Raw genomic sequence first — 15,144 nt, 5'->3', positions numbered from 1 at the left:
ACCTTCTTGGACCTCATTTTTAATCCGTGTTTACGCTTGGATGGGGATCTTAAGTAACACAGGGATCATCAATAATTCACTGATGTGGTTGGGGATTATTTCTGAGCCGTTACAGATCCTCAATACCAATATTGCCGTGTATATCGGCATCATCTATGCGTATTTACCCTTTATGATTCTGCCCTTGTACGCCACCTTAGTGAAACTTGATATGAGTTTGATTGAAGCTGCGTCTGACTTAGGTTCAAGCCGTTTGAATACCTTCTGGAAAATTACTTTCCCGCTGTCAAAAAGTGGTGTGATTGCTGGTTCTATGTTGGTGTTTATTCCTGCCGTGGGTGAGTTTGTGATCCCAGAGCTACTCGGTGGTCCCGATTCCTTGATGATAGGTCGAGTGTTATGGCAAGAGTTTTTCAATAACCGCGACTGGCCTGTGGCTTCGTCACTGGCGATTGTGATGTTGGGTCTATTGATTATTCCGATCACTTTATTCCATCGCTATCAGGCGCGTAGTTTGGAGAAAGACCTATGAAAAAATTAAGCTTTTCTTCAGTGATGCTTTGGTTTGGCTTGTTTTTCTTGTATGCACCTATGTTAGTGCTGGTGATTTATTCCTTTAACGACTCTAAATTAGTGACGGTATGGGGCGGATTTTCACCTAAATGGTATGGCGAGTTATTTCAAGACCAACAGATTTTAGATGCAGTATGGACCAGCCTGCGGATAGCGTTTTATAGCTCAACTATGGCGGTCATTATCGGCACTATGGCAGCCTTTGTGATGACACGCTTTAAGCGTTCATGGGCAAAACTGACCCTGTCGAACATGATTACTGCACCGCTGGTAATGCCTGAAGTGATCACTGGTCTGTCTTTGCTTTTACTGTTTGTGCACATGGCAGATTTGTTGGGCTGGCCCAGAGAGCGTGGCATGATGACAGTGTGGATTGCACACTCAACATTTTGTGCTGCCTATGTAGCTGTGGTGGTGTCTTCAAGATTGCGCGAGCTTGATATGTCAATCGAAGAGGCGGCGATGGACTTAGGGGCAACACCGCTCAAGACTTTCTTCTTGATCACTGTGCCTATGATTTCGCCGGCGCTGGTGGCGGGTTGGTTGTTGTCATTCAGTTTGTCCTTAGACGATTTAGTGATCGCAAGCTTTGCCTCTGGTCCTGGTGCAACGACCCTGCCTATGGTGGTGTTCTCTTCGGTACGTTTAGGAGTTTCTCCTAAGATCAATGCCTTAGCGACGCTGATCATACTGTGTGTTTCACTCATCGCTTTCCTTTCTTGGTATATGGCAAGGCGGGCAGAGAAACGCGACCGTACACCAATGAACTAGTTAGCTTAATTTTGGGATGGCTTTGGTATTGCCAAAGCCATCCTTGATATTTGTCACCGCTCCCATCACCCGCTTTGCTTTGCAGGCTAGTCCTGTTACTCAAGATCACCAGAATTGAATCACTGAGCTAAAAATAATCTCGTGTTTGATATATCAAACAAAATGTAAATTATTGCGCTTTTCTGGCTAGTGTTTCGTTTTATGAAGGTGTAGGATGTGATGGCTGTTTAAAATAATGAACATTAGAATTCAAGGGAACAACATGTCTGCCATAGCTCACGCTGGATCATATTATGCGGCATCGGCCAACGATAAGGTTGAACGTCCGCGCCTAGAGGAATCGATTGAAGCCGATGTTTGTGTGATTGGCGCAGGTTATACAGGCCTTTCTGCCGCGCTGCATTTATTAGAATCGGGCATGAGTGTGGTGGTGTTAGAGGCCGCTCGCATTGGCTGGGGCGCCTCGGGCCGTAATGGCGGACAAATCGTTAATAGTTATAGCCGTGACATTGATACTATTGAAAAAACAGTCGGTAAAGAACAAGGTAAACTCTTTGGCCAAATGGCCTTTGAGGGCGGGCAAATCATCCGCGATCGTATTGCTAAGTATAATATTCAATGCGATCTAAAAGATGGCGGCGTGTTTGCCGCGATGAACGAAAAACAAATGGGTCATCTGCGCCATCAAAAGCAACTGTGGGAAAGCCACGGTCATGTTAATCAGCTCGAACTTCTCGATGCTAAAGGTATTCGCGGTGTGGTAAATACTGAGCGTTATGTCGGTGGTCTACTCGATAAAAGCGGTGGCCATATTCACCCGCTTAATTTAGCCCTAGGCGAAGCGCGCGCGGTCGAATCCCTCGGCGGTAAGATTTATGAAGACTCAGCAGTGCTGAGTGTCGATGAGGGCGATAGCCCTGTTGTGCATACGGCGCAGGGCAGTGTGAAAGCCAAGTTTGTGGTGGTGGCGGGTAACGCCTATTTAGGTAAGTTAATGCCTGAGCTGCAGGCGAAATCTATGCCCTGCGGCACGCAAGTGATTACCACAGAGCCTTTGAGCGCCGATCTGGCTGCGAGCTTATTACCACAGGATTACTGCGTCGAAGATTGTAACTATCTGCTCGATTATTTCCGTCTGTCTGGTGACAAGCGGATGATTTACGGCGGCGGCGTAGTGTATGGCGCCCGCGATCCGGCGGATATCAAATCGATCATTATTCCTAACATGCTCAAAACCTTCCCACAATTAAAGGATGTGAAGATCGATTATGCGTGGACGGGTAACTTCCTCCTGACGCTGTCGCGCCTGCCACAGGTCGGTCGTATTGGTAAGAACATCTATTATTCACAGGGGTGTAGTGGTCACGGTGTCACTTATACCCATCTGGCAGGCAAGTTACTTGCTGAAATGCTTAACGGCCAAGCCACGCGCTTCGATGCCTTCGCTGCATTGCCACATTATCCTTTCCCCGGCGGTCACGCACTTCGCGTCCCTTTTAGTGCTATCGGAGCTTGGTATTACACGTTAAGAGACAAACTAGGTCTCTAACATCATCACTTTTAAGAAGCTAAGTAGCTTCACAATACGAGGAAATCCTTGTGCAATTAAATGATCCGAGTTTGCTACGTCAACAGTCTTTTATTAATGGTCAATGGTGTGATGCCGTTTCTGGTGACATGCTAAAGGTGGTTAATCCCGCAACGAATGCCGTGATTGGCTACGTTCCTAATATGGGACAAGTTGAAACTGAAATGGCGATTAAGGCGGCAGAAGCGGCTTTACCTGCATGGCGAGCGCTCACAGCCAAAGAGCGCGGCGCTAAGTTAAGGCGTTGGTTTGAATTACTCAATGAAAACAGTGATGACTTAGCATTGCTCATGACGACTGAGCAGGGTAAACCGCTGGCAGAAGCGAAAGGTGAAGTAACCTATGCCGCTTCGTTTATCGAGTGGTTTGCCGAAGAAGCGAAACGTATTTATGGCGATACCATTCCTGGGCATCAAGTAGATAAGCGCTTGATGGTAATTAAGCAGCCTGTCGGTGTAACCGCCGCGATTACGCCGTGGAATTTTCCTGCTGCGATGATCACCCGCAAAGCCGCTCCAGCGTTAGCTGCGGGTTGTACTATGGTGGTAAAACCTGCGCACCAAACACCCTTTACCGCATTAGCGATGGCTGAACTTGCTAAGCGTGCCGGTATTCCTGCGGGCGTATTTAGTGTGTTAACGGGTGATGCGGTGCAGATTGGTAATGAAATGTGCAGCAACCCGATAGTGCGTAAGCTGTCTTTCACTGGCTCAACCAATATCGGTATTAAATTAATGGCGCAATGTGCGCCTACCTTAAAAAAACTGTCGCTAGAGCTTGGCGGCAATGCACCATTTATCGTATTTAACGATGCCAATATCGATGCCGCTGTCGAAGGCGCCATGATAGCTAAATATCGTAATGCCGGCCAAACCTGCGTCTGCGCTAACCGCATTTATGTGCAAGACGGCGTATACGATGAATTCGCCTTAAAACTCAGCACTGCTGTGGGCAAGCTTAAGGTTGGAGAGGGCATCAAGGAAGGTGTGACTACTGGCCCGTTGATCAATGCTGCCGCAGTCGAGAAAGTACAAAGTCACCTTATCGATGCCATCGCCAAAGGCGCCTCTGTGCTCGCAGGCGGCAAAGTCCACGATCTTGGCGGTAATTTCTTCGAGCCAACCGTGCTCACCAATGTCGATAAAAGCATGCTTGTTGCCCGTGAAGAAACCTTTGGTCCACTCGCGCCGCTGTTTAAATTCAGCGATGTCGACGATGTGATCAAACAAGCTAATGATACTGAATTTGGCCTCGCCGCCTATTTCTATGGCCGCGATATTTCATTGGTGTGGAAAGTCGCCGAAGCCTTGGAATATGGCATGGTTGGGGTCAACACTGGCTTGATTTCGACGGAAGTCGCGCCCTTTGGTGGGATGAAATCTTCAGGGCTTGGCCGTGAAGGCTCTAAGTTCGGTATCGAAGAATATCTAGAAATTAAATATATCTGTATGTCCGTTTAATACGGCCCGATTTGGCGAGTGAGGAAGACTAAATGACAACAACCAATGATTCATTGATGGCACGTCGCCAAGCCGCAGTTGCGGGTGGTGTCGGGCAAATTCACCCTATTTTTACCGCCCGCGCCGAAAATGCGACTGTGTGGGATGTTGAAGGTCGCGAGTTTATCGATTTTGCGGGTGGCATTGCCGTGCTCAATACGGGTCACCTTCATCCTAAGGTTAAGGCGGCGGTTGCAGCTCAGCTGGATAATTTCTCCCATACCTGTTTTATGGTGCTCGGCTACGAGAGCTATATCCAAGTATGTGAAAAGCTCAATCAACTGGTTCCTGGGGATTTTGCCAAGAAGACGGCACTATTCACTAGTGGTTCAGAAGCGGTTGAAAACGCAGTTAAAGTGGCGCGTGCCTATACCAAACGTGCTGGCGTGATTGCGTTTACCTCGGGCTACCATGGTCGCACTATTGCGGCTTTGGCATTGACCGGAAAAGTCGCGCCTTACAGTAAAGGTATGGGGCTGATATCGGCGAATGTGTTCCGCGCTGAGTTCCCGTGCGAAATGCATGGCGTGTCCGATGACGATGCTATGGCCTCGATTGAACGTATCTTTAAAAATGATGCCGAGCCGAGTGATATCGCCGCCATTATTTTAGAGCCAGTGCAGGGCGAGGGCGGTTTTTACGCCGCATCGCCCGCCTTTATGCAACGTTTACGCGCACTATGCGACCGTGAAGGCATTATGCTGATCGCCGATGAAGTGCAAACAGGCGCGGGCCGTACTGGCACTTTCTTCGCTATGGAGCAAATGGGCGTGAGTGCGGATATCACCACTTTTGCCAAATCTATTGCGGGTGGTTTTCCACTCTCAGGTATTACAGGCCGCGCCCAAGTCATGGATGCAGTGGGTCCCGGTGGTCTTGGCGGTACTTATGGTGGTAATCCGTTAGCGTGCGCCGCTGCGCTTGCTGTCATTGAAGTGTTTGAAGAAGAAAAGTTGCTAGAAAGGGCCAATGCTATTGGTGAGCGCATTAAGTCTGCCCTGAATGTAATGCAGGTCGAACATGCGCAAATCGCTGATGTGCGTGGTTTAGGCGCTATGATCGCCATTGAATTGATGGAAGAAGGTAAACCTGCGCCGCACTATTGCGCGCAAGTGTTGAGCGATGCCCGTGACCGAGGATTGATTTTATTATCCTGCGGTACCTACGGTAATGTGCTGCGTATTTTGGTGCCATTAACGGCGCCGGATGCACAAATTGATGCAGGCCTTGGTATTCTTAGCGCCAGCTTTAATGCCGTACTGAAAAGCTAATATCGCTTTGATATAACAATGATTTAGATGACAGTTTTGCCCAATAAAAATCCCGCTTCGGCGGGATTTTTATTGGGGCGATTGTTTTGGAATTGGCTGTTTTTACTGCCAGTGACTTTCAGCACTCATCAGTTAAATGAATCGCTATTTTTTAATCTCCATTAGGATCTGCAGCGCTTTTTTGCGTTTATCAAGGTCATACAAGTCGTTGGTAAAAATAAACTCATTCACGCCGAGTTCTTTTACGATCATTTCCAAGCGATGCTTAATCGTCGCTGGGCCACCAGTAACTGATAAACCTAAGAAATTATCGACATAGGTTTCTTCTTGCGCACTCCATAAGCCATCCATAGTATCAACCGGTGGCTTTAGCCATAACTCGTGACCACGGATAAGTGCCAGCACGCGCTGTTTCGAGGTTGTGCCCAGAAATTGCGCCTCTTCATCAGTGTCGGCGGCAACTAACGGCAAGCCGAGCATCACATAGGGTTTATCAAGCACTTGAGAAGGTTTAAAGTCGCGGCGATAGATTTCAATCGCATCGTAGAGAAAACGTGGTGCAAAGTGGCCCGCAAACACATAGGGCAAACCGCGCTGCGCCGCTAACTGTGCGCTAAAGAGACTCGAGCCCAATAACCAAATCGGCACATTAGTGCCTTCTCCAGGAATCGCTCGCACCGCATGGCGACCATTGTAAGGGCCGAGTAAGGTTTGTAATTCACTGACTTCTTCAGGGAATTGTTCGGCGCGACTGGTATCACGGTTCAGTGCTCGGCTGGTAACTTGATCGCTGCCGGGTGCGCGTCCCAGTCCTAAATCGATACGACCAGGATAGAGACTTTCAAGGGTACCGAACTGTTCGGCAACTACTAACGGCGCATGGTTTGGCAGCATAATGCCACCTGCGCCGACGCGAATACGCTGCGTATTGCCAGCAATATAACCAATTAATACTGAGGTCGCCGCGCTGGCGATGCCGGGCATATTATGGTGTTCGGCAAACCAAAAACGATTAAAGCCGAGTCTGTCGGCTTCCTTGGCATACTGCAAACTGCTGTGCAGTGTTTCACCCACGGTTGAGCCTTGGCGCATGGGCGCGAGTTCCAATAGCGAGAAGGGAATATCGGCTAATATTGATGTCTGTTGTGACATAGGGTCTCCAAGTGACTGCCGTTTTTGCTAGCTACAACAAGAGGCGCTAACTGTGTTAGGCGTATTGTTCGTTGCATTGCTAAGACAAAGCGTTAACGGCTCAGTCTTGATGAATAAAAGGTATTCAGAGTTATTGATATGGGGCTAAGTGCCGCGCTTCTCAAGCTTGAACGACTGACTCTTTTCCCCTTCGTTATTTCATTAATCATGTCAATTTGAATTTGTACTTGAGCAGCACTATTAAACCGGGTGCGTCCGAGTCCATACTTGCTTTGTAACAAATCGAGGCGGTGAAGTCATCCCAGCGTGAGGGGCGATAATGTGGAACTGAAGATCTTATTCTCAGCAACTCAGCGCTAGGCCTGTCACTGCGGGATTGGGTGAGGTTTGCTACAGCTCATTTGGTTATGAGTTGCAACACAAGGGTATAACTAAGTGAAGTGATAAAAAAACTGCCGATAGCAGGGCTATCGGCAGTTAATGTTATGCAATAGAAAAATCGCTATTGTCAGTCGAGCATTACTGCTCGGCTTTCACATCCCGTAGCGATGCTGCAGCACTTTCATTAATATCATGATCAGCAGCATTGTTATGTGAATGGTGAGTCTCAGTCAGGCGACGCATCAGAGGTAATACCGCAAGTGCGATAAAGGTACAGACCACAGCGGCTATACCTAGTTTATTAAACAGACTTGTGTATACGGGTAAGGTTTGCAGTGGGTCGACTAAATCCTTGGGGACACTGGCGAAGTTAGCAACCACACCGCCCAGATACTGTGAAATACCTGAGGCGACGAAATAGGCACCCATCATAAAGCCGCCCATGCGTGCAGGTACGTAGCGAGCAATCATGGCAAGTCCAAGACCACTCACCAGCAATTCCCCTAAAGAGTAAGAGGCATAGCCCCAGATCATGATCCATGAAGAGGTTTTACCATTGACTGCAAATTGGCCCGCAAAGCCATAGATAAAGAAGCCAATTGCCACAACGGCAAAACCGAGGGCAAACTTCGCCGCGATAGAAAAGTCTTTATCATTGCGTCCAGCCCACGAATAGCTCCATGCGAGTACTGGACTTAATACCATAATCCATAATGGATTTAATGCTTGGAACTGGGCAGGTGACCAAGTCCACAAGTGGGTACCAAAAACTTGAAAATCCCAATCCACGTTACGCAGGGCAAACAGCGCGAGTGACGTTGACATTTGTTGATAGAAAATAAAGAAGAACACGGTTTGCACGGTAAGGATCAGCGCTGCAATCAGTCCAGCTCTTTCACTGGTTTCGCTGGTGCGGATCAAGTGGAAGAAGATTGCCAATACGGCTACGCCTGCTGCATAAACGAAGACGCGCGCAACAGCTTCGTATTCAAGAATAATGGCTGAAGCGACAACCGACAATGCGGATAGACCCAATACAATCGCGAGGTTTTTCTTGTTCACTGGGCGAGTATCTGGCTCAGAACCGTAATGGACTAGACTCTTACGCATGAGTGCATAGTTACCTAACCCCACCAATATACCGACACAGCACACGGCAAAGGCTGCGTGCCAGCCAAATTCGTTACCATACTGGGCGTTAACGTAATCTTTAATCCAAGGCGTGAGTAACATAGAGAAGGTCGATCCCACGTTTACCGCCATGTAATAGATGGTAAAAGCACTGTCGATTTTAGAGTCGTCACCTTCGTAAATCTTACGGACTAAGTTACCCGCATTCGGCTTGAATAGGCCGTTACCGACCACAATCACGCCGAGCGCTGAAAACATAAACCACGTATTTTCAGTGGGTACGGCCATTAGCGCATAACCCAGAGAGAGGATCCCCGCACCGAGCAGCATAGTGCGTTTGGTGCCGAGGATTTTATCCCCAACCCAGCCACCAATCGCCGGTGATACATAAATAAGTGCCGCACAGGCACTCCATACTAAGTTTGCACGTGAGTCATCAAAGCCAAGGCGCTGCACCATAAAGTACACAATCAGCGCTTGCATGCCGTAATAACCAAAGCGTTCCCATAATTCGATAAGAGACACAGTCATAAATGAATGTGTTTTACTTACCGGAGCAGTCCCAATAGTCATATCGCTTGCTTCCAACATTGTTGTTTTAATATTTGAGCTCAAAAGTATAAGGCGATAACCAATTCAAACCAATGGCAGACATAGGCAAAAACAGACTTTGTTACAAATGACCTTATCAATTTTAAGGTGGATTTAAGCGGGGACAGTTCTATCCAAGTTTTTCTGCTGCGGATAAATCAAGGAACATTCGCAGTACTATCGGATAAGCAGATAATGGCATGTGCGGGTATGCGCTATGGTGTATTTAAATACATTGAGGTTGATTGCTGTTTGTCCAGCAGGCATAGTGCGCTTGGAAATTCTAATGTAGATCACTTTAAAACGAAAAGTTCTACTTAGCAGCGTCTCTACAGTTGCAGATATGCATCAGGTTGTTAATGCACCGCTTTGCGTTAAATATATTTAAACGGAGTATATGAATGTTACGAATTGGTATCGATCTTGGTGGCACAAAAATCGAGGTAGTCGCATTAGATAGCGATGGTAACGAAGTCTTTCGTAAACGCATCCCGACACCGAGAGAATATGTTGCGACAGTCAATGCTTTGGTTGCATTGGTAACTGAAGTCGAAGACAGCCTGCAGCAAACCGCCACTATCGGAATAGGTATTCCTGGGGTTGTTTCTCCTTTTACTGGCCTAGTAAAAAACGCTAATTCAACTTGGATCAATGGTCATCCACTCGATGTGGATCTGGGGACTCGATTAAATCGTAAAGTAAAAATTGCTAATGATGCGAACTGTTTTGCCGTATCAGAAGCGGTAGATGGCGCTGCCGCAGGAAAGTCAGTTGTATTTGGTGCCATTATTGGAACGGGATGTGGTGCTGGTATCGCCATCAAAGGCCAAGTACATGATGGTGGCAATGGTATTGGTGGTGAGTGGGGTCATAATCTTTTACCGTGGATGAAAGCCGATGAATTTAATACCACGACGTGTTTTTGTGGTAATAGAGACTGTATCGAAACGTTTATATCTGGAACGGGTTTTGTTCGCGACTTTCGCGCTGCGGGCGGTGTTGCTGACAGCGGTATTGAAATTGCCCAAATGATGCAAGCGGGAGATCCGCTGGCAACTCAAGCATTTAACCGCTTTATTGATCGTTTAGCCCGTTCATTGGCCCATGTGATCAATATGATGGATCCTGATGTTATCGTCCTTGGCGGCGGCGTGTCTAACATCGATGCTATTTATACCGAATTACCGAAAATTTTGCCGCTCTATGTGGTTGGCCGAGAGTGCCACACACCCGTTGTTAAAAATTATTATGGTGCTTCATCGGGGGTGCGTGGCGCCGCTTGGTTGTGGGGACGCTAATCCTAGACTCAATCAAGAATAGTGTTTGATATTAAAGGCTGAATTCATTTATTTGAATTTGGCCTTTTTTTGATTTAGTCATTCAAAAGTTTTACATTTCATTGACAACTCTTTATCTTAAGTACTGGTAATTCTTACCCTAAGTGCTATTTTTAATGCTGTATAGAAAGTATAAAAATAAAGTAGATCAAAATAATTACGCTATTGTCGTTCTCTTGGGAGTTTACTAGATGAAGCATTTGTCCATCAGTACTAAGTTGTTGTGGATTACATCAGCATTATTTTTATCGATAGTGGCTATTTTATCTATCAGTTTATGGTGGACACTGTCGGCTCAAAACGCGCAATTATCGGATCAAGTTCAAAATACCCTACAAACTGAAACGCGGGATAAACTCGAAGCCCGCGCCGGTGAATATGGCGAAATGGTCGCTGGATTTATTAACGAAGCCTATCGTATTCCTTACTCTTTTGCCGGTATGGTGGAGAGTACGGCAGAAGAACTTCCCTTAAAGCGTGATCGTTTAGAACTCACTGTGGCGGCTGTGCTTAAGAAGAATGCGCAAGTTTCCTCCATGTATGCCCAGTTTGAACCTAATGGTTATGATGGGCTCGATACTGAGTTTCTGAATATTAATTCCAGCCACAGTGTCACGACATCAGGTGCCCTAGAGGTTTACTATACCCGTGATGACAATGGCACTGTTGCACATCAACAGGTTGAAGATTCGTCAGAAAAATACCTTACTAGCCTAAATGAATTTGGGATCCGTGATGCAGAATGGTATTTATGCGGTAAAGAAACCTTAAAGCCCTGTCTAATGGAGCCGTATTTATACGAAATCACTCCCGGTAATAAAGCATTAATGACCTCGCTAACTGTTCCTGTGCTTAAGCGTAAACAGTTTATCGGTGTGGTCGGTGTTGATTTAAACTTACCCGTTTTTCAAACCCTTATCGATAAGTTATCTAAGAGCCTCTACGATGGGCAAGCGAAAGTAACTTTATTGAGTACCCGCGGTTTAGTGGTTGCAGCAAGTCATTACAGTAAAAAGGCTCGTCCTTTAGCTGAGTCAATAAATCCAGCTATTGCCTCACAAATTATCTCGTTACACAAGAACTCTGGTTACATGGTTAACGATGATGAAATTATTGTAGCCTACCCAATAAAGATCCCTTTAGCGAATGCCGAGTGGTCCTTAGTGATCCAAGTGCCGACTGCGCAGGCGTACAAGAGTTCGATTGTGTTAAATAATGACATGGATGAAATGGCAACTTCCTTGGGAAGTTTGTTGCTCATGGTCGGTGTTGTCGTGTCGATTGCTGCTGTGATTACGATTAGCCTAGTGATCCGTAGCATTATTTCACCCTTAAAGATGATCCAAGGCCGTGTAGAACACTTGGCAAGCGCTGATGGCGATTTAACGCAATCGATAGAAGTGGACTCCCATGCAGAGTTGATTGCGTTAGCAAAAGGTTTCAACTCCTTTATTTATAAACTGAAAAACCTGATTGCCGAGCTTAAAACCCTCGCGAGTCGTTCTCAGGAAGAAAGCCAAGCTTCAGCGAAAATTGCCCAGCTCACGCGTGATAGTGTCAATCGTCAATATGGTGAAATTGAGAGTGTGGTAACGGCCGTAAACCAAATGAGTGCCACCGCACTTGAGGTTGCTAAGGCGTCTGAGCAAACCGCTGCAGAAACAGAAGCTATGTCACGCAACATTCGTCACAGTGAAGAAAGTCTGACTAAGGCGATGGGCTTTGTGGCGACTATGTCTAAAGAGTCAATGGAAGCTAAGCTGGCCGTGAGTAAAGTCGCAGACAGCAGTATGAATATTAGTCGTATTCTTGAGGTGATCAGCTCCATTGCCGCACAAACAAACCTGCTGGCATTAAATGCGGCGATTGAGGCGGCGAGGGCGGGTGAACAAGGACGGGGTTTTGCTGTGGTGGCTGACGAAGTTCGTGCGCTGGCATCTAAGACTCAAAGCTCGACGAATGATATTAGTACTCTTATCGATGCACTGCAAAAAGAAGTTCAAAGTGCTTCTGGCATCATAGATAAAGGCGCGGAACGGGCACAAATGGCCGTATCTCAAACTGAGCAAGCGCTGAACTCATTGAACTCTATGGTGAGTCAGATTGAAGAAATTTCTGGCCAAGTGACCCATATCGCGGCAGCAGCAGAAGAGCAGAGCGCGGTGACTGAAGAGGTTAATCGCAATATTACAGGCATTTCTGATTCGGCTTCTGAACTTGCGCGTCTTGCGGGTGAAGCACAGCAAAGCAGTGTAGTTTTAGCAAACTTAGTGAAGCAGCAACATGAGCAGTTAGGCAAGTTAAAAACCTAGCACTCAGATATTTGTGGAATTAGCTCATTGATTTTAAATAGGCTCTTTGATTGTGTTGCTGCTTAACACTTATCAAAGAGCCTATTTTTATGGATATTTAAATAACATCGAATAGGCTAAAAATTTAAAACAGTTCAGCGAGGGGAATGTGTAAATACACGGATATTGTGTGATAACTAGCGGAGAACAGTTTTTTAGATACAAAAAAGCCCATTGAATCAATGGGCTTTTTCGTTGAATCGGGTGGTGGCCCCTCACGGACTTGAACCGTGGACCTAACGATTATGAGTCGTGTGCTCTAACCAACTGAGCTAAGGGGCCGACTTAAGGTAATCGTCATTACCTGAAGCGGGAGGAAGTATACTAAGCTTACTTACGCTTGTCACCCGTGTTTTGGCTGGAAATTCACGCAACTGATTCAATTGGTTATCTGTTAATCAACTTAAATGCTATTGTCGCCTAAATTTAAGGCTTCGATGTTGTGCTTGTGCATAAATTGAGGTGATAAAGACAATAAAAAGCCCTGCATGGGCAGGGCTTTAATCCATCTTAGCTGACTTTAGGCTTGTAACAGCCTATTCATCTAGGAACGATTTTAAGATTTCTGAGCGTGAAGGGTGACGCAGTTTGCGCAGTGCCTTAGCTTCAATCTGACGAATACGTTCACGGGTCACGTCGAACTGTTTACCCACTTCTTCAAGTGTGTGGTCAGTGTTCATATCGATACCAAAACGCATACGCAGTACTTTCGCTTCACGGGCGGTTAGACCTGCTAACACTTCGTGAGTGGCGTTTTTCAAGCTTTCGCTGGTCGCAGAATCCAGTGGTAATTCGAGGGTTGTATCCTCGATAAAATCACCTAAATGCGAATCTTCATCGTCACCGATTGGGGTTTCCATGGAGATAGGTTCTTTAGCTATTTTCAGTACCTTACGGATCTTATCTTCCGGCATCATCATACGCTCAGCCAGTTCTTCAGGTGAAGGCTCGCGGCCCATTTCCTGTAGCATTTGGCGAGAGATACGGTTCAGCTTGTTGATCGTTTCGATCATGTGTACTGGAATACGAATCGTGCGCGCTTGGTCGGCGATAGAACGGGTAATCGCCTGACGGATCCACCAAGTTGCATAGGTCGAAAATTTGTAACCACGACGGTATTCGAATTTATCCACGGCTTTCATTAAGCCAATGTTACCTTCTTGGATTAAGTCCAAGAATTGCAGACCACGGTTGGTGTATTTCTTCGCGATAGAAATTACCAGACGTAAGTTGGCTTCAACCATTTCTTTCTTCGCACGGCGAGCTTTGGCTTCACCGATTGACATACGACGGTTGATGTCTTTTATAGCAGAAATTGCTAAGCCGGTTTCTTCTTCAACTGCTGCAAGCTTGGTACGACAACGAATGACGTCATCTTCAACCATTCTTAGGCCTTCGGCATAAGGTTTCGTTGAGGCTTTCTCAGTGTTGAACCAATCGAGGTTGGTTTCGTTGCCAGTGAAGAATTTGACGAAGTTTTTCTTCGGCATTTTGGCTTGTTCAACGCACAGTTTTAATACTAAACGTTCTTGAACACGCACGCGGTCCATCATAGTGCGCATGCTTTTGACTAAACGGTCAAACTGCTTAGGCACTAAGCGGAATTCTTTGAAGATTTCGCCGATTTCGAAGAGGGCTTTTACCGATTCAGGGTGTTCACGGCCCTTAGCTTCGATAATTTTCAGTGCGCTTTCGTAAGCGGCTCTGAGTTGACCGAATCTTTCACGAGCTTCTTCAGGATCAGGCCCTTTGTTGCCTTCTTCTTCATCTTCGCTGTCATCGTCATCTTCTTCGTCATCTTCATCGTCCAGCTCTTCTTCAGATAATTCTGAGCCGATGTGAGTGGCGGTCGGGGCGACGTCATCTTCGTCCGGGTTTACAAATCCAGAGATAATATCAGATAAGCGCAGTTCGTCGGCTTCAAATTGGTCGAATTGCTCAAGGATCATAGCGATCGCTTGTGGGTATTCGGCGACTGAACTTTGAACTGTGTTGATGCCTTCTTCGATGCGTTTGGCGATAACAATTTCGCCTTCGCGGGTCAGAAGCTCAACGGTACCCATTTCACGCATGTACATGCGTACGGGATCGGTTGTGCGGCCAAGTTCGCTTTCTACTGTTGCCAGTGCTGCGGCGGCTTCTTCTGCTGCATCTTCGTCTGTGTTGTCTTCCGACATCATCATGTCATCGGCATCGGGGGCTTCTTCGAACACCCGGATACCCATGTCATTTATCATCTGGATAATATCTTCGATCTGGTCAGAATCGACCATGTCTGCAGGTAAGTGATCGTTCACTTCTGCATAGGTTAAGTAACCTTGCTCTTTACCTTTGGCAAGCAACAGCTTAAGTTGCGACTGCGGAGTATGATCCATAGATATCATCCAAGTTGGGAAACTGTTACAACGACGGACACTTAGCATAAGCCAAGTGCCGCGCAAATCGTCAATTATAGCCGTGTGCACATATCTGTGCTAGTCACTGGGGCAGCGAATGAGG

General features: G+C 46.6%; 10 protein-coding genes and 1 tRNA gene. 7 read left to right on the top strand and 4 right to left on the bottom strand.

Translation table 11 applies throughout. The features are described 5' to 3' along the window. The 5 genes from ACHA99_RS13480 to gabT all read left to right on the top strand — a co-directional run. Window positions 1-532 (top strand): ABC transporter permease subunit (locus tag ACHA99_RS13480; RefSeq protein WP_393943253.1); only part of this gene is annotated, 532 nt, incomplete at its 5' end. Then, window positions 529-1,344: an ABC transporter permease subunit gene (locus ACHA99_RS13475; RefSeq protein ID WP_105249905.1), complete on the top strand. Its 816-nt coding sequence runs from the start codon at window positions 529-531 to the stop codon at window positions 1,342-1,344. The genes ACHA99_RS13480 and ACHA99_RS13475, both read left to right, overlap by 4 nt. A gap of 262 nt (window positions 1,345-1,606) precedes the next feature. Then, window positions 1,607-2,893 carry an NAD(P)/FAD-dependent oxidoreductase gene (locus ACHA99_RS13470; RefSeq protein ID WP_393943251.1) on the top strand — a complete coding sequence of 429 codons (1,287 nt, stop codon included), beginning with the start codon at window positions 1,607-1,609 and terminating at the stop codon, window positions 2,891-2,893. Window positions 2,894-2,943: 50 nt separating this feature from the next. After that, window positions 2,944-4,392: an NADP-dependent succinate-semialdehyde dehydrogenase gene (gene gabD, locus ACHA99_RS13465; RefSeq protein WP_393943249.1), complete on the top strand. Its 1,449-nt coding sequence runs from the start codon at window positions 2,944-2,946 to the stop codon at window positions 4,390-4,392. Window positions 4,393-4,424: 32 nt separating this feature from the next. Continuing rightward, entirely contained in the window at window positions 4,425-5,702 is a 1,278-nt protein-coding gene (gene gabT / locus ACHA99_RS13460; RefSeq protein WP_393943247.1) for a 4-aminobutyrate--2-oxoglutarate transaminase, read from the top strand. A gap of 144 nt (window positions 5,703-5,846) precedes the next feature. Here gabT and ACHA99_RS13455 read toward each other — a convergent pair whose 3' ends face one another. Together ACHA99_RS13455 and ACHA99_RS13450 are read right to left on the bottom strand one after the other, a co-directional pair. Further along, window positions 5,847-6,854 carry an LLM class flavin-dependent oxidoreductase gene (locus tag ACHA99_RS13455; protein ID WP_393943245.1) on the bottom strand — a complete coding sequence of 336 codons (1,008 nt, stop codon included), beginning with the start codon at window positions 6,852-6,854 and terminating at the stop codon, window positions 5,847-5,849. A 519-nt stretch (window positions 6,855-7,373) separates the two neighbouring features. After that, entirely contained in the window at window positions 7,374-8,939 is a 1,566-nt protein-coding gene (locus ACHA99_RS13450; protein ID WP_028760874.1) for a peptide MFS transporter, read from the bottom strand. Between the two features lie 419 nt (window positions 8,940-9,358). Here ACHA99_RS13450 and mak point away from each other — a divergent pair, with 419 nt between their 5' ends. Beyond that, window positions 9,359-10,255 (top strand): fructokinase, encoded by an 897-nt coding sequence (mak, locus tag ACHA99_RS13445; protein WP_393943243.1) that lies wholly within the window; start codon window positions 9,359-9,361, stop codon window positions 10,253-10,255. Between the two features lie 230 nt (window positions 10,256-10,485). Beyond that, on the top strand, window positions 10,486-12,606 hold the full coding sequence (locus ACHA99_RS13440) for a methyl-accepting chemotaxis protein (protein WP_105249900.1): 2,121 nt from the start codon (window positions 10,486-10,488) through the stop codon (window positions 12,604-12,606). Between the two features lie 244 nt (window positions 12,607-12,850). Here the strand turns inward: ACHA99_RS13440 and ACHA99_RS13435 are convergent. Next, window positions 12,851-12,927 (bottom strand) — tRNA-Ile (locus ACHA99_RS13435). A gap of 254 nt (window positions 12,928-13,181) precedes the next feature. Further along, window positions 13,182-15,020, bottom strand: a complete 1,839-nt coding sequence (gene rpoD, locus ACHA99_RS13430) for an RNA polymerase sigma factor RpoD (RefSeq protein WP_105249892.1) — start codon at window positions 15,018-15,020, stop codon at window positions 13,182-13,184. Between the last annotated feature and the right edge of the window lie 124 nt (window positions 15,021-15,144).

Source organism: Shewanella sp. S23-S33 (genome assembly GCF_043359565.1).
Classification (GTDB): Bacteria; Pseudomonadota; Gammaproteobacteria; order Enterobacterales; family Shewanellaceae; genus Shewanella; species Shewanella oncorhynchi.
Note: the sequence above shows the minus strand (reverse complement) of the source record. Positions and strands in the feature narration are given on the sequence as shown.